Source organism: Pseudomonas vlassakiae (assembly GCF_014269035.2).
Taxonomy (GTDB): domain Bacteria; phylum Pseudomonadota; class Gammaproteobacteria; order Pseudomonadales; family Pseudomonadaceae; genus Aquipseudomonas; species Aquipseudomonas vlassakiae.
Window position 1 is genome coordinate 266,539 of sequence record NZ_JABWRP020000003.1, and the last position, 22,876, is coordinate 289,414.

Annotated in this window: 22 protein-coding genes; 12 read left to right on the forward strand and 10 right to left on the reverse strand. The window is 63.1% G+C overall.

The genetic code is table 11. The annotated features are described in order from the left end of the window. Positions 1 to 4: 4 nt before the first annotated feature. Complete coding sequence (gene coaBC / locus HU738_RS05525; protein ID WP_054886763.1) at positions 5 to 1,216, reverse strand: bifunctional phosphopantothenoylcysteine decarboxylase/phosphopantothenate--cysteine ligase CoaBC; 1,212 nt, start codon at positions 1,214 to 1,216, stop codon at positions 5 to 7. 128 nt (positions 1,217 to 1,344) lie between these two features. On the opposite strand from coaBC, the gene radC reads away from it, so the two are divergent. Next, entirely contained in the window at positions 1,345 to 2,025 is a 681-nt protein-coding gene (gene radC, locus HU738_RS05530; protein ID WP_176508486.1) for a RadC family protein, read from the forward strand. A gap of 116 nt (positions 2,026 to 2,141) precedes the next feature. Here the strand turns inward: radC and HU738_RS05535 are convergent, their stop codons facing one another. Further along, complete coding sequence (locus tag HU738_RS05535; protein ID WP_186601480.1) at positions 2,142 to 3,731, reverse strand: ABC transporter substrate-binding protein; 1,590 nt, start codon at positions 3,729 to 3,731, stop codon at positions 2,142 to 2,144. Between the two features lie 361 nt (positions 3,732 to 4,092). Here HU738_RS05535 and rpmB point away from each other — a divergent pair, with 361 nt between their 5' ends. Then, the gene (gene rpmB / locus HU738_RS05540; protein ID WP_003253504.1) at positions 4,093 to 4,329 is read left to right on the forward strand and encodes a 50S ribosomal protein L28; all 237 of its coding nucleotides are present in this window, start codon (positions 4,093 to 4,095) and stop codon (positions 4,327 to 4,329) included. Between the two features lie 11 nt (positions 4,330 to 4,340). Next, on the forward strand, positions 4,341 to 4,496 hold the full coding sequence (gene rpmG, locus HU738_RS05545) for a 50S ribosomal protein L33 (RefSeq protein WP_003253507.1): 156 nt from the start codon (positions 4,341 to 4,343) through the stop codon (positions 4,494 to 4,496). Between the two features lie 66 nt (positions 4,497 to 4,562). On the opposite strand, the gene HU738_RS05550 is transcribed toward rpmG, so the two are convergent. Then, a complete protein-coding gene (locus HU738_RS05550) occupies positions 4,563 to 4,766 on the reverse strand; it encodes a hypothetical protein (RefSeq protein WP_186601479.1) in 204 nt (67 codons plus the stop codon). An 82-nt stretch (positions 4,767 to 4,848) separates the two neighbouring features. Further along, positions 4,849 to 5,208, reverse strand: a complete 360-nt coding sequence (locus HU738_RS05555) for a cupin domain-containing protein (protein WP_176508483.1) — start codon at positions 5,206 to 5,208, stop codon at positions 4,849 to 4,851. A gap of 196 nt (positions 5,209 to 5,404) precedes the next feature. On the opposite strand from HU738_RS05555, the gene HU738_RS05560 reads away from it, so the two are divergent. Together HU738_RS05560 and HU738_RS05565 are read left to right on the forward strand one after the other, a co-directional pair. Beyond that, positions 5,405 to 6,898, forward strand: a complete 1,494-nt coding sequence (locus HU738_RS05560; protein WP_099815011.1) for an aldehyde dehydrogenase — start codon at positions 5,405 to 5,407, stop codon at positions 6,896 to 6,898. Positions 6,899 to 7,001: 103 nt separating this feature from the next. Then, positions 7,002 to 8,141 (forward strand): MFS transporter, encoded by a 1,140-nt coding sequence (locus HU738_RS05565; protein WP_186601478.1) that lies wholly within the window; start codon positions 7,002 to 7,004, stop codon positions 8,139 to 8,141. A gap of 2 nt (positions 8,142 to 8,143) precedes the next feature. Here HU738_RS05565 and HU738_RS05570 read toward each other — a convergent pair whose 3' ends face one another. After that, positions 8,144 to 9,700 carry a phospholipase D family protein gene (locus tag HU738_RS05570; protein ID WP_186601477.1) on the reverse strand — a complete coding sequence of 519 codons (1,557 nt, stop codon included), beginning with the start codon at positions 9,698 to 9,700 and terminating at the stop codon, positions 8,144 to 8,146. A gap of 60 nt (positions 9,701 to 9,760) precedes the next feature. Further along, positions 9,761 to 11,191, reverse strand: a complete 1,431-nt coding sequence (locus HU738_RS05575) for an aminotransferase-like domain-containing protein (protein WP_186601476.1) — start codon at positions 11,189 to 11,191, stop codon at positions 9,761 to 9,763. 179 nt (positions 11,192 to 11,370) lie between these two features. Here HU738_RS05575 and HU738_RS05580 point away from each other — a divergent pair, with 179 nt between their 5' ends. Further along, complete coding sequence (locus tag HU738_RS05580; RefSeq protein ID WP_176508479.1) at positions 11,371 to 11,601, forward strand: DUF1127 domain-containing protein; 231 nt, start codon at positions 11,371 to 11,373, stop codon at positions 11,599 to 11,601. A 132-nt stretch (positions 11,602 to 11,733) separates the two neighbouring features. Here the strand turns inward: HU738_RS05580 and HU738_RS05585 are convergent, their stop codons facing one another. Next, positions 11,734 to 13,026: an NAD(P)/FAD-dependent oxidoreductase gene (locus tag HU738_RS05585; RefSeq protein ID WP_186601475.1), complete on the reverse strand. Its 1,293-nt coding sequence runs from the start codon at positions 13,024 to 13,026 to the stop codon at positions 11,734 to 11,736. A gap of 102 nt (positions 13,027 to 13,128) precedes the next feature. Here HU738_RS05585 and HU738_RS05590 point away from each other — a divergent pair, with 102 nt between their 5' ends. Continuing rightward, a complete protein-coding gene (locus HU738_RS05590) occupies positions 13,129 to 13,482 on the forward strand; it encodes a YkgJ family cysteine cluster protein (RefSeq protein WP_186601474.1) in 354 nt (117 codons plus the stop codon). 2 nt (positions 13,483 to 13,484) lie between these two features. Here HU738_RS05590 and dadR read toward each other — a convergent pair whose 3' ends face one another. Beyond that, a complete protein-coding gene (gene dadR, locus HU738_RS05595; RefSeq protein ID WP_003258963.1) occupies positions 13,485 to 13,973 on the reverse strand; it encodes a transcriptional regulator DadR in 489 nt (162 codons plus the stop codon). A gap of 153 nt (positions 13,974 to 14,126) precedes the next feature. Here dadR and dadA point away from each other — a divergent pair, with 153 nt between their 5' ends. From dadA to HU738_RS05620, 5 genes are all read left to right on the forward strand, one after another. Continuing rightward, positions 14,127 to 15,431 carry a D-amino acid dehydrogenase gene (gene dadA, locus HU738_RS05600; protein ID WP_186601473.1) on the forward strand — a complete coding sequence of 435 codons (1,305 nt, stop codon included), beginning with the start codon at positions 14,127 to 14,129 and terminating at the stop codon, positions 15,429 to 15,431. Positions 15,432 to 15,560: 129 nt separating this feature from the next. After that, positions 15,561 to 16,634, forward strand: coding sequence for an alanine racemase (gene alr, locus HU738_RS05605; RefSeq protein WP_176508475.1), 1,074 nt, complete (start codon positions 15,561 to 15,563; stop codon positions 16,632 to 16,634). 110 nt (positions 16,635 to 16,744) lie between these two features. Further along, a complete protein-coding gene (locus HU738_RS05610; protein ID WP_176508474.1) occupies positions 16,745 to 17,293 on the forward strand; it encodes a cupin domain-containing protein in 549 nt (182 codons plus the stop codon). A gap of 154 nt (positions 17,294 to 17,447) precedes the next feature. After that, a complete protein-coding gene (locus HU738_RS05615; RefSeq protein ID WP_186601636.1) occupies positions 17,448 to 17,852 on the forward strand; it encodes a c-type cytochrome in 405 nt (134 codons plus the stop codon). 216 nt (positions 17,853 to 18,068) lie between these two features. Further along, positions 18,069 to 19,928, forward strand: coding sequence for an acetyl-CoA hydrolase/transferase C-terminal domain-containing protein (locus HU738_RS05620; RefSeq protein WP_186601472.1), 1,860 nt, complete (start codon positions 18,069 to 18,071; stop codon positions 19,926 to 19,928). A gap of 124 nt (positions 19,929 to 20,052) precedes the next feature. On the opposite strand, the gene HU738_RS05625 is transcribed toward HU738_RS05620, so the two are convergent. After that, positions 20,053 to 20,625 (reverse strand): xanthine phosphoribosyltransferase, encoded by a 573-nt coding sequence (locus HU738_RS05625; protein WP_003253535.1) that lies wholly within the window; start codon positions 20,623 to 20,625, stop codon positions 20,053 to 20,055. A gap of 65 nt (positions 20,626 to 20,690) precedes the next feature. Then, positions 20,691 to 22,700, reverse strand: coding sequence for a DNA helicase Rep (rep, locus tag HU738_RS05630; RefSeq protein ID WP_054886748.1), 2,010 nt, complete (start codon positions 22,698 to 22,700; stop codon positions 20,691 to 20,693). Positions 22,701 to 22,876 lie beyond the last annotated feature (176 nt).

A 22,876-nucleotide genomic window follows, 5' to 3' on the forward strand; every position in this document is an offset into this window, starting at 1 on the left:
TAACTTATTGAACCTGATTGAGCCGTTCGGCGATGAACGCGACCAGTTGCCGGGCGATCTTGCCTTTGCTGGTCTGCGCGAAGAGGGTCTGATGCTGCTGGCGGTCGATCACGGTCAGGGCGTTCTCCTCGCTGTTGAAGCCGATGCTGGGGTTGGCCACATCATTGGCGACGATCAGGTCGAGGTTCTTGTCCTTGAGCTTGCGCGTGGCGTAATCGAGCAAGTGTTCGGTCTCGGCGGCGAAGCCGACGCTGAACGGGCGGTCGGCGCGGCCAGCGAGGGTGGCAAGGATATCGGGATTGCGCACCATCTGCAGCAGCATGCCGTCGCCGGTCGTAGGATCTTTCTTGAGCTTTTGCGGGGCGACTACTTCTGGACGGTAGTCCGCGACTGCTGCGGAAGCGATGAACAGGTCGCACGGCATGGCCGCTTCACAGGCCGCAAGCATGTCCCGTGCGCTGACCACGTCGATACGCTGCACGCGGTCGGGGGTCTGCAGGTGCACAGGGCCCGTAACGAGGGTCACCCGAGCACCGGCTTCGGCGGCCGCCTCGGCCAGGGCGAAGCCCATCTTGCCAGAGCTATGATTGGTGATGTAGCGCACCGGGTCGATGTTTTCCTGGGTCGGGCCGGCGGTAATCAGCACGTGTTTGCCGGTCAGCGCCTGGCGCTTGAAGCTTTCGGCGGCGCACCAGGCCAGGTCGGTGGCTTCGAGCATGCGGCCCAGGCCCACGTCGCCACAGGCCTGGCTGCCGGAGGCCGGGCCGAACACCTGGATACCGCGGCTCTTGAGCAGGTCGAGGTTGGCCTGGGTGGCCGGGTCGCGCCACATCGCCTGGTTCATCGCTGGGGCCACGGCCACGGTGGCGTCGGTCGCCAGCACCAGGGTGGTCAGCAGGTCGTCGGCCATGCCTTGGGCCAGGCGCGCCATGAGGTCGGCAGTGGCCGGGGCAATCAGTACCAGGTCGGCCCATTTGGCCAGTTCGATGTGGCCCATGGCCGCTTCGGCGGCAGGGTCGAGCAGATCCATGTGCACCGGGTGGCCGGACAGCGCCTGCAGGGTCAGCGGGGTGATGAATTCGGCACCACCACGGGTCATGACGACGCGCACCTGCGCGCCGTGCTCCAGGAGTCGGCGAATCAGTTCGGCACTTTTGTAGGCGGCAATGCCACCTCCGACGCCGAGAACGATGCGCTTGCGATACAGCCGCTGCATAGGCTTGCCTTTTTCCAGTGAGAGCGGGCGGCGACGTTTGAACATGCCTGCGGCAGAACGTCGCATGTACGAGGCGAAATAGATTAACACAGGGCCGAAACGGGCCGCAGCACGGGTAGGGAGCGGGAATGAATATCAGGGAATGGCCGTCAGAAGAGCGGCCGAGGGAGAAGTTGTTGCAGCGTGGGGCCGGGAGCTTGACCGATGCGGAATTGCTTGCCGTATTTCTCGGCTCTGGCGTGCGCGGGTGCAATGTCGTGGAGTTGGCGCGACGGTTGTTGGTGAAGTTCGGTGGCTTGCGGCAGTTGCTGGAAGCCGAGCGGGACGCCTTTGTCGGCGAACTCGGCCTGGGGCCGGTGCGGTACGGCCAATTGCAGGCATTGCTGGAGATTGGGCGCAGGCACCTTGCCACGACCATTGAGCGAGAGTCGGCAATGGACAGCCCGGCGGCAGTGCGACGCTATCTGAAATCCATGCTGAGGCATGAGGTGAGCGAGGTGTTCGGCTGCCTGTTTCTGGATTCCAAGCACCGGCCATTGGCGTTCGAGATCCTGTTCAGGGGCACGATAGACCGGGCGAGCGTCTATCCGCGAGAAGTGGTACGTCGGGCGCTGCAACACAATGCGGCGGCGCTGATCCTGTGCCATAACCATCCCTCGGGCAACTGCGAGCCTAGCCAGGATGATCTGCACCTGACACTGTCGCTGAAGCGGGGGTTGGGGTTGATTGATGTGCGGGTGCTGGATCACATCATCATTGGCGACGGGGAGCCGTTGTCGATGGTCGAGCATGGGTGGATTGTGGCTTAGGCGGGGTAATACGGTCAGGGCTGCAAGGCGCCTGTCTTGAGGGGTTTGGCGCCTGTGAGATCGAGCGGCGCTCGATCTCACAGGCGCAAAATCTTTCAAGGCGGGCCCCAAAAAACTTACCGCGTCACAGAAACCTTGCTGAAATCCAGCCGCCCGAACGGGCTCACCTGATAACCCTCGACCCCTTGGCGCAACAGCGTCGCCGCCGTCGGGTGCGCCAATGGCAGCCACAGCGCCTGCTGCTGGATCAAGGTCTGCGCCTGCTGGTACAGGCGACTACGCACGCTCTGGTCGTTGGTGGTGCGCCCGGCACTGATCAGCTGGTCCAGGCGGTTGTCGCAGAAGCGGGCGAAGTTGGTCCCCGATTGCACCGCCGCGCAAGAAAACTGCGGGCTGAGGAAGTTGTCTGGGTCGCCGTTGTCGCCAGCCCAGCCCATGAACAGCAGGTCGTGTTCGCCTGCCTTGGCCCGGCGGATCAGCTCGCCCCACTCGATCACGCGGATCTCGGCCTTGATGCCGATCTTCGCCAGGTCCGCCTGGAGCATCTGTGCACCCAGGCTTGGGTTGGGGTTGAGCAGGCTGCCCGACGGACGGGTCCAGAGGGTGGTGCTGAAACCATCGGCCAGGCCAGCCTTGGCCAGCAGTGCCTTGGCTTTGTTCAGGTTCAACGGATAGCCGGGCAGGTCCTTGGCGTAGCTCCAGGTGTTGGGCGGGTAGGGGCCGTTGGCAGCGGTGGCGGTGTCTTCGAATACGGCCTTGAGGTAGGCCTGCTTGTCGAACGCCAGGTTGATCGCCTGGCGCACCTCAGGCTTGTCCAGCGGAGGGTGTTCGCTGTTGATGGCGACAAAGGCGGTCATGAATGCCGGGGTGGTGGCGACCTTGAGGTTGCCGTCCTTGCCGGCCTCGGCGATGTCCACTGGCTTGGGCGAAAGGGCTACCTGGCATTCGTTGCGCTTGAGCTTTTGCAGGCGCACGTTGGCGTCGGTGGTGATGGCGAAGATCAGCGGGTCGACTGCCGGCTTGCCGTCGAAGTAATCCGGGTTGGCGCGATAACGCACCACTGCGTCCTTCTGGAAGCGCTGGAAAACGAACGGGCCGGTGCCGATCGGTTGGCTGTTGAGCTTTTCCGGGGTGCCGTCCTTCATCAGCTTGTCGGCGTACTCGGCCGAGTAGATCGAGGCGAAGCCCATGCTCAGGGTGGCCAGGAAGGTCGCGTCGGCGTGGGTCAGGGTGAAGCGCACAGTGTTCGGCTCGGGCGCCTCGATCGTCTTGATCAGGCTGCCCAGTTGCAGCGACTGGGCATGTGGATAGCCGCCCGGGGCGGTCTTGTGCCAGGCGTGGGCGGGGTAGAGCATGCGCTGGAAGCTGAACAGCACGTCGTCGGCGTTCAGTTCACGGGTGGGCTTGAAGTACGGCGTAGTGTGGAATTTCACCCCGGCGCGCAGCGTGAAATCGTAGGTCAGGCCATCGGCCGACACCGTCCAGCTCTGCGCCAGGCTCGGCACCACCTTGCCCTGGCCCGCGTCAAACTCGACCAGGCGGTTCATCAGCACATCGGCCGAAGCGTTGGTGGTGGTCAGCGAGTTGTACTGGACCACGTCGAAGCCTTCGGGGCTGGCCTCGGTGCAGACGCTAAGCGGGGCGGCCTGGGCAACGCCTGCGGCGAACAGGGATGTGAACAATAAGGAAAGGGCGGCAGCACGCATGGTGGCTCCTTGGCTGATCGATGGCCCATCTGCCGGCGCAGTCTGGAAATGTCCTACCCTAGTGTGCGTAAAAGGAAATGACCACCCTCTTTTTCAGGCGCTTGGCGACGAGCGGTCGACAGCGGGGCGAGCGAGTCGTTATGCTGCTCGCGCACAATTCGTGGCAGCAGGATGCTCATCTCCTGTTGTTGCGGCGTAGTCTTTCTGGTATAAAGCAGCGCTCTTTTCTAGGGGCTCGGCCTGTCGCATCAGCGGATCCGGTCGATAAGACCTCCAGAATCACGGCGCCTGGCGCCAAAGACTGAGAGATTAAGCGGCCAACCCATGCCGGGTTGGGCATGAGGTTTTAGAGGGCTGAGTCATGTCGAGAGTCTGTCAAGTTACTGGTAAGGGTCCAGTAACCGGGAACAACATTTCCCACGCAAACAACAAAACCCGTCGTCGTTTCCTGCCGAACCTGCAGCACCACCGTTTCTGGGTTGAGTCCGAGAAGCGTTTCGTGCGTCTGCGTGTATCCGCCAAAGGCATGCGTATCATCGACAAGCGCGGCATCGACGCCGTTCTGGTTGATATCCGTAAAGCTGGCGCCAAGGTTTAAGGGAGAACATCATGCGTGAATTGATTCGTCTGGTTTCGAGTGCCGGTACCGGCCACTTCTACACCACCGACAAGAACAAGCGCACCACCCCGGACAAAATCGAGATCAAGAAATACGATCCGGTTGTTCGCAAGCACGTGGTGTACAAGGAAGCCAAGATCAAGTAATTGATCGGCGACCTGAAAAAAACCCGCATCCGAAAGGACGCGGGTTTTTTTATGCCTGCGGTGGGGTCAGTTGAAGGTAAAACCCTGGATCAACTGGTTTGCATCGGTATTGATGTGAATCCGGGTGATGTCGTATTCGCGGGTGCTGATCTCGTTGGGCCCCACGACACGAGGACGACCGGTTAACTGGGTAATGATGTGCTTGACCGATGGTTCGTAACGGGTGCCGATCAGATGGGCGAGGGTTTGCAGGATTTCGTCGTTGTTCATGTGCGATTTCCATTGATGTGAGGATGGCCGATGTGGGCTGGGTCATCCTCCTGCAGGCCTGCAAACCGGCTGCGCTACATAATTACTTCTGCTCGAACATCACGTAGATCTTGCGGCACGGTTCCAGTACTTCCCAGGTGCCCTTGAAGCCTGCCGGGATGACGAACCGGTCACCGGCACGCAGGGTCTTGGCCCCGCCGTCCTGGTCGCGCAGTACCGAGACGCCCTGCACGATCTCGCAATATTCATGTTCGGTGTAGCTCACCGTCCATTGCCCGATTTCACCTTCCCAGACGCCCGCGGCGAACTGCCCGCATGGGCTGGAATAATGGTTGTAGACAGCCTGGTCCGGCTCGCCTTTGAGGATTTTTTCCGCGGCTGGGCGGTAGCGTTCGGCCTCGGTGAGAACCTGGGCGAAGTCGATGATGCTGTCGATGCTCATGGTGCGGCTCCTTTTGTTGTTTAATAAAATGCACATCAGTAGGCTTTTAGGCCGTTCGTGTCAAATATATTGATACTTTACCCAGCCTGGTTTAGGGTATCGCTTGCCAGTGTGCGTTCGTCGCCCGGCCAGAATTCTGACAACGCCTGTGAGTCCTCAGTGCGGCGTTGCACCTAAACAAGAGGAGGAGTTTCGTATGACCACCCTGACCCGTGCGGATTGGGAACAACGTGCCCAGCAACTGAAGATCGAAGGCCGTGCCTTCATCAACGGCGAATACACCGACGCCGCATCCGGTGAAACATTCGACTGCCTGAGCCCGGTCGACGGACGCTTCCTGGCCAAGGTTGCCAGCTGCGACCTGGCCGACGCCAACCGCGCCGTGGAAAACGCCCGTGCCACCTTCGATTCCGGCGTCTGGTCGCAACTGGCCCCGGCCAAGCGCAAGGCCACGCTGATCCGCTTCGCCGACCTGTTGCGTAAAAACGTCGAGGAGCTGGCGCTGCTGGAAACCCTGGACATGGGAAAGCCGATCAGTGACTCCTCCAGCATCGATATCCCGGGTGCGGCGCAAGCCATTCACTGGACTGCCGAAGCCATCGACAAAGTCTACGACGAAGTCGCCCCGACCCCACACGACCAGCTCGGCCTGGTTACCCGTGAGCCGGTTGGCGTGGTCGGCGCCATCGTACCGTGGAACTTCCCGCTGCTGATGGCGTGCTGGAAACTCGGCCCGGCACTCGCCACCGGTAACTCGGTAGTGCTCAAGCCGTCCGAAAAGTCCCCACTGACCGCCATCCGCATCGCTCAGCTGGCGATCGAAGCCGGCATCCCGGCGGGTGTGCTGAACGTGCTGCCAGGCTATGGCCACACCGTGGGCAAGGCCCTGGCACTGCACATGGACGTCGACACCCTGGTGTTCACCGGCTCCACCAAGATCGCCAAGCAGCTGATGGTCTATGCGGGCGAGTCGAACATGAAGCGCATCTGGCTGGAAGCCGGTGGCAAGAGCCCGAACATCGTCTTCGCCGACGCTCCGGACCTGCAAGCCGCCGCTGAAGCGGCCGCCAGCGCCATCGCCTTCAACCAGGGCGAAGTGTGCACCGCCGGTTCCCGTCTGCTGGTCGAGCGCTCGATCAAGGACAAGTTCCTGCCAATGGTGGTCGAGGCCCTCAAGGGCTGGAAACCAGGCAACCCGCTGGACCCACAGACCACCGTCGGTGCTCTGGTGGACACCCAGCAGATGAACACCGTGCTGTCGTACATCGACGCCGGCCACAAGGACGGCGCCAAGCTGCTGGCCGGTGGCAAGCGCACCCTGGAAGAGACCGGTGGCACCTACGTCGAGCCGACCATCTTCGACGGCGTGACCAACGCCATGCGCATCGCCCAGGAAGAAATCTTCGGCCCGGTGCTGTCGGTGATCGCCTTCGACACCGCCGAAGAAGCCATCGCCATCGCCAACGACACCCCGTATGGCCTGGCCGCCGGCATCTGGACCTCGGACATCTCCAAGGCCCACAAGACCGCCCGTGCCGTGCGCGCTGGCAGCGTCTGGGTCAACCAGTACGACGGCGGCGACATGACTGCACCGTTCGGCGGCTTCAAGCAGTCGGGCAACGGCCGTGACAAGTCGCTGCACGCGCTGGAGAAGTACACCGAGCTGAAAGCGACCTGGATCAAGCTGTAATTCCAGTGGGGGCCGCTTGGCGGCCCCAACCATAGCCGGGGCGGCTCATACCGCCCCGGCTTCGTCGTTTCTGCCATTCAAGAATTTTGCCTGGGAGGCTGCAATGCGTTGGGGAACCTATTTTGCCGTGCTGGCGTCGGTGCTCAGTGTCGGGCTCGCGCTCGGTGTGAGCATGCCGCTGGTGTCCCTGCGCCTTGAGGCCTGGGGCTACGGCGGGTTCGCCATCGGTGTGATGGCGGCGATGCCGGCGCTGGGCGTGCTGCTCGGGGCCAGCCTGGCCAGCCGCCTGGCAGGCTGGGTCGGCGTACCCTCGGCGATGCGCCTGTGCCTGTGGGGAGGGGCGTTGTCCATTGGCCTGGTGGCGCTGCTGCCGAGCTACCCGTTGTGGCTGGCCCTGCGTTTGCTGATCGGCATGTCGCTGACCGTGGTGTTCATCCTCGGTGAAAGTTGGATCAACCAGTTGGTAGTCGAGCAATGGCGCGGCCGCCTGGTGGCCTTGTACGGCAGCAGCTACGCCTTGAGCCAGCTGGCCGGGCCTCTGGTGCTGGGCTTCCTGGGTTCCGACGATGACTTCGGCTTCTGGGCTGCGACCAGCCTGTTGCTGTTGGCGCCATTACTGTTGTTGGGCCGGGGTGGGGCACCGAGCACCGAAGCATGCAGCGTAACCTTCGGCGACCTGTTCGCCTTCTGCCGGCGTTTGCCGGTGATCGCCTGGGCTGTTGCCTTGTTCGCCGCTTTCGAGGCGATGATTCTGACGCTGTTGCCGGTGTATTGCCTTCAGCAGGGCTTCACTACCGAAATTGCCTTGTTCATGGTCAGCACCGTGGTAGTAGGCGATGCCGTGCTGCAGCTGCCGATCGGGGCACTGGCGGACCACATGTCGCGGCAGGCCCTGTTCACCGGTTGTGCCGTGACCCTGATGGTTACCAGCCTGGCGATTCCGTTGCTGCTGGAGACGTTGGCGATCTGGCCCCTGTGGGTACTGTTCGGCGCTAGCGCCGGTGGCTTGTTCACCTTGTCGCTGATCTTGATCGGTGAGCGTTACCGCGATGATGCGCTGGTGCGGGCCAATGCTCATGTGGCGCAGCTGTGGGGAATCGGATGCCTGCTCGGGCCATTGCTGGCAGGTGCGGGCAGCCAGTGGATCAGCGGCCATGCGCTGCTGTGGCTGATGGCGGCAGGGGCCGCCGGCCTGGTAGTGCTGACCCGCAGGCGCGGTGCGTTCGAGCCAGCCTCGGCCTGAGCCTACAGCATCTTCTCCAGGCCGACGGCCTTGCTGATCCAGGCATTGAAGCGCCGCCAGAGGCCACCCGGCTCGGAGGTCAGCATGTGCCGTTGGCCATTGTCCTCGGTCACCCAGACCAGTTCGTCACCCACCAGCTTGACCTGATAGCTCAAAGCCGGTGCCATGCCCTGCTGGGCCAGTTCACGGGTGTATTCAGCCAGCTCCGGGCTGTCCACCAGCACGCCGACCTCGGTGTTCCAAAGCACTGAACGCGGGTCGAAGTTGAACGAGCCGATGAAGGTCTTGCGCCGGTCGAACACGATGGCCTTGGTGTGCAAACTCGAATCCGAACTGCTGCCGTGGAAGCTCAGGCGCGCAGGTGTCGGGTCGCCCGGCTGACGACGCAGTTCGAACAGCTGCACGCCGTGTTCGAGCAGCGCGCGGCGATAGGGCGCATAGCCGCCATGAACAGCCGGCACATCGGTGGCCTCCAGCGAGTTGGTCAGCAACTTCACCGAAGCGCCGGCGTCGGCCCGGCCGGTCAGGTACAGCAGGCCCGGCTCGCCCGGTACGAAATAGGCCGACATCAGGATCAGCTCGTGCTGCACGCTGGCCAGGTCCGGTGCCAGCTGCTGGCTCATCAGCAACTGTGGGTCCGGCTCATCATCGGCCAGCACCTTGCTCGGGGCATCCCACAGCGCTTGGGCGTGGGCCCAGATCAGTTCGTTGCGCCATACATCCAGGCGCGGTTGCGACTGGTAGGACATGAGCCGGTCGTACAGGGCCTTGCGCTCTACCCGCGCCTGGGCCAGGGACACTTCCAGGCGCTGGCGGCTGGCGCGCAGGTCGTCGGCATCCGGTGCCTGCCAGAGGAAATCGGTGATCGGCCGGCTCAGGGCGCTGTTCCAGTACTGGTCGAAGCTGTGCCCCAATTGCTCGGCCACCGGGCCGACGCCGAGCAGGTCGATGTCGGTGAAATTGAGGTTGGGTTCGGCATCGAAGTACTCGTCACCCAGGTTGCGCCCGCCGACGATGGCCATGCTGTTGTCCACCAGGAACAACTTGTTGTGCATGCGCCGGTGCTGGCGCGACAGGTTGAACAGGCGGCCGACTGCCCGCGTCGCGCCGGTGCTGCGCCCCAGGTGCAAGGGGTTGAACACGCGGATCTGGATGTTCGGGTGGGCATCGAGGGTGCCCATGATGGTGTCCAGGCCATCGCTGGTGGTGTCGTCGAGCAGGATGCGCACGCGCACGCCGCGGTCGGCTGCACGCAGCAGTTCGTGCACCAGGGCGCGGGTGCTCAGGCCATCGTGAACGATGTAGTACTGCAGGTCGATGCTCGCCTGCGCGTTGCGGATCAACTCGGCGCGGGCGCGAAATGCCTCGTTGCTGTTGGGCAACAGGCGAAAGCCCGAGCGCCCCTCATAGGGCGCGGCCTGGCGTAGTACCGAGCGGCCGAAGGCCGATTCGCTGGCCGGCAGTGCCTGGCTGGTTTCGCGGGGCGTGCCGATACTGGCACAGCCGTTGAGGCCGAGCAGCAGCACCAGCAGCAGAGGCAAGGCTCGCTGGAGTCTCAAGGGGGTATCGTCCTGTACGGCAAAGCGCTAAGGGGTTGGACTACCAAAGGCGGCGCAAAGTTACGCCTCGGCGTTATCTTCAGCCAGTAGACGAAGGGCGGTTTCACCGACCTTGCGCACGGCCGCTTCGATCTGCGGCGTTGGCCGAGCGGCGAAATTCATGCGCAGGCAATGGCGGAACTTGCCCGAGGCCGAGAAGATGCTGCCCACGGCAATCTGCACACCCTGCTCCAGTAAAGCGCGGTTCAGCCGCAGCGTATCGAAATGTTCAGGCAATTCCACCCACAGCATGAAGCCGCCCTGCGGTCGGCTGACCCGGGTGCCGGCCGGGAAATGACAGGTTACCCAGTCGCTCATCAGGTCGCGACCACGCTGGTACTGGCTGCGCATGCGTCGCACATGGGGCTGGTAGTGGCCGGCGGCAATGAAGTCGGCGATCGCCAGTTGCGGCTGGCTGGCGGTGCTGCCAGTGCTGATGTACTTCATGTGCAGCACCCGCTCCAGATAACGGCCGGGGGCGACCCAGCCGATGCGCAGGCCTGGGGCGAGGGTCTTGGAGAACGAACTGCACAGCAGCACGCGGCCGTCGTCGTCGAACGACTTGAGGGTGCGCGGGCGCGGGTAGGTGTAGGCCAGGTCGCCATACACGTCGTCTTCCAGGATCGCCACATCGTAGCGCTGGGCCAGGCTCAGCAGGGCTTTCTTGCGTGCTTCGGGCATGATGTAGCCAAGCGGGTTGTTGCAGCTGGGGGTGATCTGGATGAGCTTGATCGGCCATTGTTCAAGCGCCAGCTCCAGGGCTTCAAGGCTGATGCCGGTGACCGGGTCGGTAGGAATTTCCAGGGCCTTCATGCCCAGGCCCTTGAGGGTCTGCATGGCGCCGTGGAAGCTTGGCGAGTCGACCGCCACGATATCGCCTGGCTCGCACACTGCGCGGATGCTGCACGACAGCGCCTCGTGGCAGCCGGTGGTCACCACCAGGTCGGCCGGGCTCAGGCGGCAGCCGGAGTCGAGCGTCAGCCGGGCGATCTGCTCGCGCAGGGCCAGGTTGCCATGGATGTTGTCGTAGTACAGGCCCGGCATGTCCTGGCGCCGGCTCAGTTGAGCGAGGCTGCGCAGCAGCGGCTTGAGGGTCGGGCTGTCGATGTCGGGCATGCCGCGACCGAGCTGAATGATGTCCGGACGCGGGGTACTGCGCACCAGTTCGAGCACCTGTTCCCATTGCGAGATATCCACCGGGCGTTGGGCCGGGCGGCTGACGGCGGGCAGGGCAGGGAGGTGGCGATGGTCGCTGACGAAGTAGCCGGACTTGGGCCGTGGCGAAACCATGCCGCTGTCTTCGAGCATGCGGTAGGCCTGCTGTACGGTGCTCAGGCTGACCCCGTGCTCCACGCTCAGGGCGCGTACCGATGGCAGGCGCTGGCCGGGGCGGTAGAGGCCCTGTTCGATGCGCGCACCGAGCAGTTCGGCGAGGTTCAAGTAGAGGGTCAAGGCATACTCCTACGCTTCTTGTAGAAAGCGACCAGTACAGTTGCGTCGAAAATACAGCATTCAGGCGTCAGAGGACCAATGCTGTATGGGAATAATAAGCCCGTATTGGATCTGTATTGTCGGGCCTGTCGTCGCGCATGCTTTCTCCACGGTTACACACTGAATGGGAGAGAGCAGCGATGGGGGGCATGAGCGATGTGCGCTTGCAACTGTTGGCCAAGGAACTGGACGCCGGGCAGCAGACCAAGGTGTTCAACGCACCGGAAGGGCTCGGGCGTTGGGGGCTGATGCTGCATCGCTGGCACACCCGCCGGGCCCTGCTGCAGCTGGACGATGACCAGCTGCGGGATATCGGGCTGAGCTGGGAACAGGCACGTACCGAGGGGCGCAAACCCTTCTGGAGAGACTGAGCCGCCGCACTTTCTGTGGCAGCGGGTTTATCGAGGCGTCGAACCGCCGCGAACACCGGCAAAGCCGGTGCCATGCACCGCGTTGCATGCTTCGCGGGTGAACCCGCTCCCACGGGGGCAATGTATCAGCCTTCAGACCAGCTCTTTCAGGCGATGCCAGAGCATTCCCAGGGCCAGGATCGGCGAGCGCAGGTGCTTGCCACCGGGGAAGGTGACATGCGGCACCTTGGCGAACAGGTCGAAGCGCCCGCTTTCCTGGCCGCTGATCGCTTCACCCAGCAGGCGTGCGGCCAGGTGCGTGGCGTTCAGGCCGTGGCCGGAATAGGCCTGGGCGTAATAGACATTCGGCTGGCTGGCCAGGCGGCCGACCTGTGGCAGACGGTTGGCGCCGATGCCGATCATGCCGCCCCACTGATAATCGATGCGCACATCGGCCAGCTGCGGGAACACCTTGAGCATCTTCGGCCGCATGTAGGCCGCGATGTCTTTAGGGTCGCGTCCGGAATAGTGGCAGGCACCCCCGAACAGCAGGCGGCGGTCGGCCGACAGGCGATAGTAGTCCAGCGCCACGCGTTGGTCGCACACCGCCATGTTCTGCGGCAGCAACTGATGCGCGCGTTCTTCGCTGAGCGGCTCGGTGGCAATGATGTAGCTGCCGGCTGGCAGCACCTTGCCGCCCAGTTCGCGGTTGAGGTCGTTGTGGTAGGCATTGCAGCACAGCACCAGAGTCTTGGCGCGCACCCGGCCCTGAGCGGTGTGCACCTGGACTTCAGTGCCGTAGTCGATGCGCGTGACCTCGGACTGCTCGAACAGCTTTACACCCAGGCGACTGGCGACAGCCGCTTCACCCAAGGCCAGGTTGAGCGGGTGCAAGTGCCCCGAGCCCATGTCGATCAGGCCGCCGACATAGCGATCGGAGCCCACCACGCTATGCATGTCGTCCTTGCCGACCAGGCGCAGTTCGTGGCGGTAGCCCAGGCTGCGCAGTTCATCTGCACCCTCGGCAAAGCCTTTCAGCTCGTCGGGTTTGTTGGCCAGGTCGCAGTAACCCCAGGTCAGGTCGCAGGCAATGGCGTGACGTTCGACCCGTTCGCGAACGATCTCCACGGCTTCCAGGCCCATCAGCTTCATGCTGCGTACGCCTTCCTCGCCGATCACTGGAAGAAACTGCTCCAGGCCGTGGCCGACGCCGCGGATCAGCTGGCCGCCATTGCGCCCGCTGGCTCCCCAGCCGAGCTTGCGCGCTTCCAGCAGGATGACCGAGAAGCCGCGCTCGGCCAGTTCGATAGCCGTGTTCAGCCCCGAATAGCCGCCACCGACGATACACACATCTGCGCTGTGCTCACCTTGCAGGAAGGAATGGTCCGGGTGGGGCGCGCTGCTGGCGGCGTAATAGGAAGCGGCGTGCTGCGCGCTGTGGATCATGGGCGAAGTCCTGTTGCTGTTGTGAAAGTGGCAGAATAAGCCGAGGCCTGACAGTTGGCCTTATAATTCAGCCTGATTTAAATTTCATGTGTTTCTCCGGCCATGTCCTGCAACCGTCACAAAATCCACTTCCTGCGCGAACTGATTCCTTCCTTCGAATGTGAGCCCGGCTGCCACGACTGCTGCGGCCCGGTCACCACCTCGTCCGAAGAGATGGCCCGCCTGCCGCGCAAGACCCAGGCCGAGCAGGATGCCGCGCTGGAGCACCTGAATTGCGTGCACCTGGGCCCCAGCGGCTGCACCGTCTATGAAGAACGGCCGATGATCTGCCGACTGTTCGGCACCACGCCGCGCATGGCCTGCCCACGCGGCCGTGGCCCGGACCCGATGATCGAGCCCGAGGCCGAGCAGCTGATTCACCAGTTCATCGCCAGCACCCGCCAGGTGCTGGTCTAGCCTCAGTCCGGGATTGGCAGGCAGAGGCTCTCCTTCACCTCTTCCATCACGATGTAGCTCTTCGATTCGCGCACGTGCGGCAGTTTCAGCAGGATGTCGCCGAGCAGCTTGCGGTACGAGGCCATTTCCGAAATACGCGCTTTCACCAGGTAGTCGAAGTCACCGGATACCAAGTGGCATTCCAGCACATGAGGCAGTTTGAGCACCGCCCGGCGGAACTCCTCGAAGGTGTCGCCGGACTTGTAGTCCAGGCTGATTTCCACGAACACCAGCAGGCTGCCCTTGAGGTGCTGCGGATTCAGCCGGGCGTTGTAGCCCATGATGATGCCCTCGCGCTCCAGGCGGCGGACGCGCTCGGTGCAAGGGGTGGTGGAAAGCCCGACTTTCTCGCCCAGTTCGGTGAAGGAAATACGCCCGTCATTCTGCAGGATGCGCAGGATGTTACGGTCGATCTTGTCCAGTTCACGCTTGCTCTGGTGCTGGGTTCTCATAGGGGATGCCCCTCCGTGAAAGGCGATTTTGCCGAGAATTCTCGCCAATAATAGGCTTTTATATAGTGAAATGCACTGGGCTTAGATTCTTATACTGCGCGCATCCATGCCATATCAACAAAATAGCGGTGCGCCGCGTGCGAGGGATGAACAATGCGAGTATTGGTACTTGGTAGCGGTGTGATCGGTACCGCCAGTGCCTATTATCTGGCCCGGCAAGGCTTCGAGGTGACCGTGGTCGACCGCCAACCGGCAGTGGCCCTGGAAACCAGCTTCGCCAACGCTGGCCAGATCTCGCCCGGCTATGCCTCGCCTTGGGCCGCCCCAGGCGTACCGCTGAAAGCCATCAAGTGGCTGCTGGAGCGCCACGCGCCCCTGGCCATCAAGCTGACCGGTGATGTCGACCAGTACCTGTGGATGGCGCAGATGCTGCGCAACTGCACCGCCAGCCGCTACGCGGTGAACAAGGAGCGCATGGTGCGCCTGTCCGAGTACAGCCGTGACTGCCTCGACGAACTGCGTGCCGAAACCGGTATTGCCTACGAAAACCGTAGCCTTGGGACTACCCAGCTGTTCCGCACGCAGGCCCAGGTAGACGCTGCGGCCAAGGACATCGCCGTGCTCGAGCAGTCCGGGGTGCCATATGAGTTGCTCGACCGCGACGGCATCGCCCGTGTCGAACCGGCCCTGGCCGGGGTGAAGGACATCCTTGCCGGCGCCCTGCGCCTGCCCAACGATCAGACCGGCGACTGCCAGTTGTTCACCACCAAGCTCGCCGAAATGGCCGTGAACCTGGGCGTGGAATTCCGCTTCGGTCAGGACATCCAGCGCCTGGACTTCGCCGGTGACCGCATCAACGGCGTATGGATCGATGGCAAACTTGAAACCGCAGACCGCTACGTGCTGGCCCTGGGCAGCTACTCGCCGCAGATGCTCAAGCCACTGGGCATCAAGGCCCCGGTGTATCCGCTCAAGGGTTACTCGCTGACCGTGCCGATCACCGATGCCGACATGGCGCCGACCTCGACCATTCTTGACGAGACCTACAAGGTTGCGATTACCCGTTTCGACAACCGTATCCGTGTGGGCGGCATGGCTGAGATCGCCGGCTTTGACCTGTCGCTGAACCCGCGTCGACGCGAAACGCTGGAGATGATCGTCAACGACCTTTATCCTCGCGGCGGCGACCTCAGCCAGGCCAGTTTCTGGACCGGCCTGCGCCCGGCGACCCCGGATGGTACGCCGATCGTGGGTGCCACTGCGTTCCGCAACCTGTTCCTCAACACCGGCCACGGTACGTTGGGCTGGACCATGGCGTGCGGTTCCGGCCGCCTGCTGGCTGACCTGATTGCGCGCAAGAAACCGCAGATCAGTGCTGAGGGCCTGGACATCTCCCGGTATGGCAACAGCCCGGAAGTCGCCAAGCACGGTCAGACCGCGCCTGCCCACCAGCAGTAAGGTCGCCTGTACCGGCCTCTTCGCGGCTAAAGCCGCTCCTGCAGGTATGTGCAATCCCTGTAGGAGCGGCTTCAGCCGCGAAGAACCCGACACCGTTTTCAACCTGTGAATCACCATAAGGCAGCCGCCATGCGTCCCGCCCGCGCTCTGATCGACTTGCAAGCCCTCCGCCACAACTACCGCCTGGCCCGTGAACTGTCCGGTGCCAAGGCCCTTGCCGTGGTCAAGGCCGACGCCTACGGCCACGGTGCCGTGCGTTGCGCCCTGGCCCTGGAGCCCGAGGCCGACGGTTTTGCTGTGGCCTGCATCGAAGAGGCGCTGGAGTTGCGCGCTGCCGGCATCAAGGCGCCGGTGCTGCTGCTCGAAGGCTTTTTCGAAGCCAGCGAACTGGCGCTGATCGCCGAGCACGGCCTGTGGTGTGTGGTGCATTCGCTGTGGCAGCTCGAAGCGATCGAGCAGACCCAGATACACAAGCCACTGACCATCTGGCTCAAGCTCGATAGCGGCATGCACCGCGTCGGCCTGCACCCCAAGGATTACCACGACGCCTACCAGCGCCTGCTGGCCAGCGGCAAGGTTTCGCGCATCGTGTTGATGAGCCACTTCGCCCGTGCCGACGAGCCGGAGGCCGATGCCACCGAGCAGCAGATCGCCGTGTTCAACGCCGCCCGCGAAGGCCTGGCTGCCGAATGCAGCCTGCGCAATTCGCCCGGTGTGCTGGCCTGGCCGCAAGCCCCGAGCGACTGGGTACGCCCAGGCATCATGCTGTATGGCGCCAGCCCCTTCGAAGCCGACCAGCCCCAGGCCGCACGCCTGCAGCCGGTGATGACCCTGCAATCACGCGTCATCAGCGTGCGCGAGCTGCCTGCCGGGGAACCAGTGGGTTACGGCGCCAAGTTCGTCAGCCCGCGGCCAACCCGCGTTGGCGTGGTTGCCATGGGCTACGCCGACGGCTACCCGCGCCACGCCCCCACCGGCACGCCGGTGGTGGTCGCCGGCAAGCGCAGCCAGCTGATTGGCCGCGTGTCGATGGACATGCTCTGCATCGACCTGACCGACGTGCCCGAAGCCACCGTCGGTAGCCCGGTCGAGCTGTGGGGCAAGCAGGTACTGGCCAGTGATGTGGCCACGCAGGCCGGTACCATTCCCTACCAGATCTTCTGCAACCTGAGGCGCGTGCCGCTGGACTATCACGGCGAATAAGGCGCCGAAGCGGCCAGCTTGAGGGGCGGTGTGTTGTAAATACTGAACGGCATTGCCATGATATCGTTCACATTCACCCCGCCATCTCACCGTTTCAGGAGGCGCAAGCTTTGGACGTCGGCGAACGACTGCAAGCCATCCGCAAGCTCAAGGGCCTTTCCCAGCGGGAACTCGCCAAGCGCGCGGGGGTGACCAACAGCACCATCTCGATGATCGAGAAGAACAGCGTGAGCCCTTCGATCAGCTCGCTGCGCAAGGTGCTCAGCGGCATTCCCATGTCGATGGTCGAATTCTTTTCGGTCGAGCTGGAGGCGCAAAGCCCGGCACAGATCGTCTACAAGGCCCATGAGCTGATCGACATCTCCGACGGCGCAGTGACCATGAAGCTGGTTGGCAAGTCACACCCCAACCGCGCTATCGCCTTCCTTACCGAAGTCTACCCACCCGGTGCCGACACCGGTGCCGAGATGCTCACCCACGATGGTGAAGAAACCGGCATCCTGCTCGAGGGCAGGCTCGAACTGGTGGTGGGCAACGAGATCTTCATCCTCGAAGCGGGCGACAGCTATTACTTCGAAAGTACCCGCCCGCACCGTTTTCGCAACCCGTTCGACGCGCCTGCGCGGCTGATCAGCGCGGCTACCCCTTCCAACTTTTGATCCAGCGCAGTGCATTGCTTCGGCAATACCCCTTTCCCGAGTAGGGTCGTTCCACGGTATCCGGGTTCCCGCTATACTTTTCAACGCTCGCATTACCGTGGCCGCGGGCGTGATTAGCCACCATGAGGGTGTTCGCGTGAACCAAATCAAGAAGATGCTGGCCATACCAGCAGCCGTATTCGCCCTTTGGGCAATGAGCGCAACCGCAGCGACCAACGACGAGCTTGCCAAACGCCTTGAGCCGGTCGGCCAGGTGTGTGTGCAGGGCCAGGAATGCAAGGGTATGGAAGTGGCCGCCGCAGCCGGCGGTGGTGGGGCCAAGACCCCGGATGAGGTGATTGCCAAGCACTGCAACGCCTGCCACGGGTCAGGCTTGCTGGGGGCACCGAAGATTGGCGATACCGCCGCATGGAAAGAGCGCGCCGACCATCAGGGCGGCCTGGACGGGATTCTGGCCAAGGCCATTACGGGCATCAACGCCATGCCGCCCAAGGGTACCTGCGCGGACTGCTCGGATGATGACCTGAAAGGGGCCATCAAGAAGATGTCCGGGCTCTGAGCCACCATTGAATTGCACCAAGCCCGCCTATTCCGGCGGGCTTTGTATTTGTGCTGCCAGTGCCGGCCCTATCGCGGCTAAAGCCGCTGCTACAGGTACAGCGCCGCGTGAGGCCCCTGCAGGAGAGGCTTTGGCCGCGACAGGGCCGGCACAAGCAACCAACCCGCTTGAGCCCGTGTCCAACCCCTGACCCCATGGATGATTCAGGAGGCCCCGATGCACCTCTGCTCCATCGACCAGGCCGTCGAGCACGTCCTCGACAAGTTGCCGGCCCACATCCACATGGGTCTGCCGCTGGGCCTGGGCAAGCCCAACGCCTTCGTCAATGCCCTGTACGCCCGGGTCCGCGACCTGCCTGAGCGCCAGCTGACCCTCTACACCGCGCTGTCGCTGGGGCGCCCGGCTCTTGGCGATGGCTTGCAACGGCGCTTCCTCGAGCCCTTCGTCGAGCGCGTGTTCGCCGACTATGAAGAACTCACCTACCTCGCCGACCTGCGCAACGACAGCCTGCCGCCGAACATTCGCGTCGAGCAGTTCTTCATGCAACCCGGCAGCCTGCTGCACAGCGAAACCGCCCAGCAGGACTACATCAGCAGCAACTACAGCCACGCCGCCCGTGACATCAACGCCAAAGGCCTGAACCTGGTCGCCCAACTGGTCGCTGCCACGCCCGAGAAGCCCGTCCACCTGAGCCTGGCCTGCAACCCCGACATCACCCTCGACCTGCAGCCGATGATCGCCAAGCGGCGTGCGGCAGGGGAAACCATCCTCATGCTTGGCCAGGTTCACAGCGAGTTACCGTACATGCCGGGCGATGCCGAACTGCCGATCGATGCGTTCGACCTGCTGATCGACGAAGCGGAGCAGCGTCGACTGTTTTCTACCCCCAACATGCCAGTCACCACGCAGGATCACTGCATTGGTTTGCACGCAAGCTCACTGGTGCGTGACGGTGGCACGCTGCAAATCGGCATCGGCGCCATGGGCGATGCACTGGCGGCGGCATTGCTGGCGCGCCAGGGCGACAACGCGGGCTACCGCGCCTTGCTCGACGAACTGGATGTCGGCCCCTGGCGGGCGCTGATCGAGCGCGAAGGGGGCCTGGAGGCCTTCGCCCAAGGTCTTTACGGTTGCAGCGAGATGTTCGTCAACGGCCTGCTGGCGCTGGTCGAGGCGGGCGTGGTGCGCCGCCCGGCGGATGAGCAGGGTGTGCTGGTGCATGGCGGTTTCTTCCTCGGCCCGCAGGCGTTCTACCAGCGCTTGCGCGAGATGCCGCTGGAGCAGCGCGCCCGGTTCGGCATGACCCGCATCAGTTTCATCAACGAATTGTACGGGCAGGAAGGCCTCAAGCGCCGCCAGCGCCGCGATGCGCGCTTCGTCAACACGGTGTTCGGCATGACCCTGCTCGGCGCCGGCGTGGCCGACCAGCTGGAAGATGGCCGGGTGCTTAGCGGCGTGGGCGGGCAGTACAACTTTGTTGCGCAGGGCCACGCCCTGGAGGGTGGGCGCTCGATCCTGCTGCTGCGCAGCTGGCGTGAGTCGGGGGGTGAGGTGACTTCCAACCTGTTCTGGAGCTATGGCCACTGCACCATTCCCCGGCACCTGCGCGATATCGTGGTGACCGAGTACGGCATTGCCGACTTGCGTGGGCAGACCGACAGTGAAGTGATTGCGCGGTTGCTGGCGGTGAGCGATTCGCGGTTCCAGGGTGAGCTAATGGCGCAGGCCAAGGGGGCAGGCAAGCTGGCCAGGGATTTCCAGCTGGATGTGCGGTTTACCAACAATACGCCGCAGCGGCTGGAGGCCATCAAGGCGCGTCATGCGCGGTTGTTCCCGGAGTATCCGCTCGGTACGGACTTCACGGCTGAGGAGCGGGATTTGTTGCGCGCGCTGAATTGGTTGAAAAGCAAATTCAAGCTGAGCGAGGTGCTGGAGCTGGGCAAGGCGGCACTGGAAGCGCCAGGGCCAGAGGGGTTTGAGGCGCACCTGGCGCGGATGCAGCTGGATCGGCCGCAGGGGTTGAAGGAGGAGCTGTATCAGCGTTTGCTGCTGGCGGGGTTGCAGGCCACAAAATGAACCTGAAGGCTCACCGTCCACGGTGGGACTGGGTTAAACCGCGAATGCGATGGCACATGCGAAATCGCATTCGCGGGTAAATCGGATCGCCGCACCGCCGCTCCCACAGGGACCGTGTGTGGGCTTACTCGATGAAGCTGACCACGCCACCTTCCAGCGACTTCACCCGGGCCAGCGATTCGACGCGGTAGCCCTGGCTGTCCAGCTCGGCACGGCCGCCCTGGAACGACTTCTCGATGACGATGCCCAGGCCGGCAACGGTGGCTCCGGCCTGCTTGATGATCGAGATCAGCGCTTGCGATGCCTTGCCGTTGGCCAGGAAATCGTCGATCACCAGCACGCGGTCGCTGCTGTTGAGGTGGCGCGGCGAGATGGCCACGGTGTTCTCGGTCTGTTTGGTGAAGGAATACACCGAAGCGGTCAGCAGGTTCTCGGTCAGGGTCAGCGACTGGTGCTTGCGCGCGAAGATCACCGGTACGCCCAGCTTCAGGCCGGTCATCACCGCCGGGGCAATGCCCGAGGCTTCGATGGTGACGATCTTGGTCACGCCGGCATCGGCGAACAGTCGGGCGAACTCGTCACCGATCAGCTGCATCAGCGCCGGGTCGATCTGGTGGTTGAGAAACGCGTCGACTTTGAGAACCTGATCGGAAAGCACGATGCCTTCTTCGCGAATCTTCTGATGCAGTGCTTCCACTGTGGTATTCCTCGATGTAACAAAGGTGGCCGCTAAAAGCGGCGAAGTTAAAGAGTAATGGTTGATCAGCGTTTGAGCATCGCCCGGATATCGGCCAGGGCGTTGTTGCCGCGAGCGGCCTTCACCTCGACCGGCGCATCGTCCAGGCCTTCCCAGGCCAGGTCGTCGGGGGGCAGTTCGTCGAGGAACCGGCTGGGCGTGCAGTCGATGATCTCGCCGTACTGCTTGCGCTTGGCAGCGAAGGTGAAAGCCAAGGTCTGGCGCGCGCGGGTGATGCCCACGTAGGCCAGGCGGCGTTCCTCTTCGATGGTGTCGGCCTCGATGCTGGAGCGGTGAGGGAGGATTTCCTCCTCCATGCCCATGATGAACACGTAAGGGAATTCCAGGCCCTTGGAGGCATGCAGGGTCATCATCTGCACACCCTCGGCGTTCTCTTCCTCTTCCTGCTGGCGCTCGAGCATGTCGCGCAGCACCAGCTTGCCGATGGCGTCCTCGATGGTCATGTCACCCTCTTCATCCTTCTCGAGGGTGTTCTTCAGCGCTTCGACCAGGAACCAGACGTTGCTGATGCGGAACTCCGCTGCCTTGTCGCTGGCGGTCTGCTGGCGGATCCAGTTCTCGTAGTCGATGTCGCGGATCATCTCGTGCAGCGCGGCGATCGGGTCTTCCAGGGCGACTTTGTGGCGTACCCCGTCGAGCCAGTGCTTGAAGCGTTGCAGGCGCTCGGTGTAGCGCGCATCCAGGTGCTCACCCAGGCCCAGCTCCTCGCTGGCGGCGTACATCGAAATGCCGCGCTCGGTGGCGTAGTTGCCGAGCTTTTCCAGGGTGGTCGAGCCGATTTCCCGGCGCGGTACGTTGATCACCCGCAGGTACGCGTTGTCGTCATCCGGGTTCACCAGCAGGCGCAGGTAGGCCATGAGGTCCTTGACCTCCTGGCGGCCGAAGAAGCTGTTGCCGCCCGACAGGCGATACGGCACCTGGTGGTGCTGCAACTTCAGTTCGATCAGTTTGGCCTGGTAGTTACCGCGGTAAAGGATCGCGAAGTCGCTGTACGGGCGGTTGGTGCGCAGGTGCAGGGTGAGGATCTCCATGGCCACGCGCTCGGCCTCGGCTTCCTCGTTCTTGCAGCGGATCACACGGATCTCGTCGCCTACGCCCATCTCGCTCCACAACTGCTTTTCGAAAGCATGCGGGTTGTTGGCGATGAGCACGTTGGCGCAGCGCAGGATGCGACTGGTGGAGCGGTAGTTCTGTTCGAGCATGACGATCTTCAGGGAGGGGTAGTCCTCCTTGAGCAGCATCAGGTTCTCGGGGCGTGCGCCACGCCAGGCATAGATCGACTGGTCATCATCGCCCACCACGGTGAACTGGTTGCGCATGCCGATCAGCATCTTCACCAGCAGGTACTGGCTGGCGTTGGTGTCCTGGTATTCGTCCACCAGCAGGTAGCGCACGCGGTTCTGCCAGCGTTCGAGCACGTCGGGGTGCTCCTGGAACAGCTTGACCGGCAGCAGGATCAAATCGTCGAAGTCCACCGCGTTGAACGCCTTGAGCGTGCGCTGGTAGTGGGTGTAGACGATGGCGGCGGTCTGCTCGCGGGGGTTGCGCGCCTTTTCCAGGGCTTCGGCGGGCAGGATCAGGTCGTTTTTCCAGGCACCGATCATGTTCTTGATCTCGTCGATGCCGTCGTCGCCGGAGTACTCCTTCTGCATGATGTCCGACAGCAATGCCTTGATGTCGGACTCGTCGAAGATCGAGAAGCCCGGCTTGTAGCCCAGGCGTTCATGCTCCTTGCGGATGATGTTCAGGCCCAGGTTGTGGAACGTGCACACCGTCAGGCCGCGGCCTTCCCCCGGACGCAGCAAGGTGGCGACCCGTTCCTTCATCTCGCGGGCGGCCTTGTTGGTAAAGGTCATGGCCACGATGTACTGGGCACGGATGCCGCAGTTCTGGATGAGGTGGGCAATCTTGCGCGTGATGACGCTGGTCTTGCCCGAGCCAGCACCGGCGAGCACCAATAGAGGGCCGCCGACGTAGTCACGGGCTTCCTGTTGCCGGGGATTGAGTCGGGACATGCTAGAAACCGGGGGTCGCCAGAAAATAGCCGCGCATTCTAACAGGCATGGACCACTTGTGGCGCGACCGTCTGACGTTTGAGTCAGACTTTTGTTCAGGCATGAGCATTAGTGAAACTAATGCTATTCACTGAAAAAATCGTAATTGCCGGTTTGACGACTTTCGCGCAGGATGC

What these genes read in the sequence shown, in the direction of transcription:
- HU738_RS05580 (WP_176508479.1), top strand. Translation starts at nt 11,371, where the DNA reads ATGGGGGGCATGAGCGATGTGCGCTTGCAACTGTTGGCCAAGGAACTG.
- radC (WP_176508486.1), top strand. Translation starts at nt 1,345, where the DNA reads ATGAATATCAGGGAATGGCCGTCAGAAGAGCGGCCGAGGGAGAAGTTG.
- rep (WP_054886748.1), bottom strand. Translation starts at nt 22,700, where the DNA reads ATGTCCCGACTCAATCCCCGGCAACAGGAAGCCCGTGACTACGTCGGC.
- HU738_RS05585 (WP_186601475.1), bottom strand. Translation starts at nt 13,026, where the DNA reads ATGATCCACAGCGCGCAGCACGCCGCTTCCTATTACGCCGCCAGCAGC.
- rpmG (WP_003253507.1), top strand. Translation starts at nt 4,341, where the DNA reads ATGCGTGAATTGATTCGTCTGGTTTCGAGTGCCGGTACCGGCCACTTC.
- dadA (WP_186601473.1), top strand. Translation starts at nt 14,127, where the DNA reads ATGCGAGTATTGGTACTTGGTAGCGGTGTGATCGGTACCGCCAGTGCC.
- HU738_RS05555 (WP_176508483.1), bottom strand. Translation starts at nt 5,208, where the DNA reads ATGAGCATCGACAGCATCATCGACTTCGCCCAGGTTCTCACCGAGGCC.
- alr (WP_176508475.1), top strand. Translation starts at nt 15,561, where the DNA reads ATGCGTCCCGCCCGCGCTCTGATCGACTTGCAAGCCCTCCGCCACAAC.
- dadR (WP_003258963.1), bottom strand. Translation starts at nt 13,973, where the DNA reads ATGAGAACCCAGCACCAGAGCAAGCGTGAACTGGACAAGATCGACCGT.
- HU738_RS05620 (WP_186601472.1), top strand. Translation starts at nt 18,069, where the DNA reads ATGCACCTCTGCTCCATCGACCAGGCCGTCGAGCACGTCCTCGACAAG.
- HU738_RS05535 (WP_186601480.1), bottom strand. Translation starts at nt 3,731, where the DNA reads ATGCGTGCTGCCGCCCTTTCCTTATTGTTCACATCCCTGTTCGCCGCA.
- HU738_RS05615 (WP_186601636.1), top strand. Translation starts at nt 17,448, where the DNA reads ATGCTGGCCATACCAGCAGCCGTATTCGCCCTTTGGGCAATGAGCGCA.
- coaBC (WP_054886763.1), bottom strand. Translation starts at nt 1,216, where the DNA reads ATGCAGCGGCTGTATCGCAAGCGCATCGTTCTCGGCGTCGGAGGTGGC.
- HU738_RS05590 (WP_186601474.1), top strand. Translation starts at nt 13,129, where the DNA reads ATGTCCTGCAACCGTCACAAAATCCACTTCCTGCGCGAACTGATTCCT.
- HU738_RS05560 (WP_099815011.1), top strand. Translation starts at nt 5,405, where the DNA reads ATGACCACCCTGACCCGTGCGGATTGGGAACAACGTGCCCAGCAACTG.
- rpmB (WP_003253504.1), top strand. Translation starts at nt 4,093, where the DNA reads ATGTCGAGAGTCTGTCAAGTTACTGGTAAGGGTCCAGTAACCGGGAAC.
- HU738_RS05550 (WP_186601479.1), bottom strand. Translation starts at nt 4,766, where the DNA reads ATGAACAACGACGAAATCCTGCAAACCCTCGCCCATCTGATCGGCACC.
- HU738_RS05565 (WP_186601478.1), top strand. Translation starts at nt 7,002, where the DNA reads ATGCGTTGGGGAACCTATTTTGCCGTGCTGGCGTCGGTGCTCAGTGTC.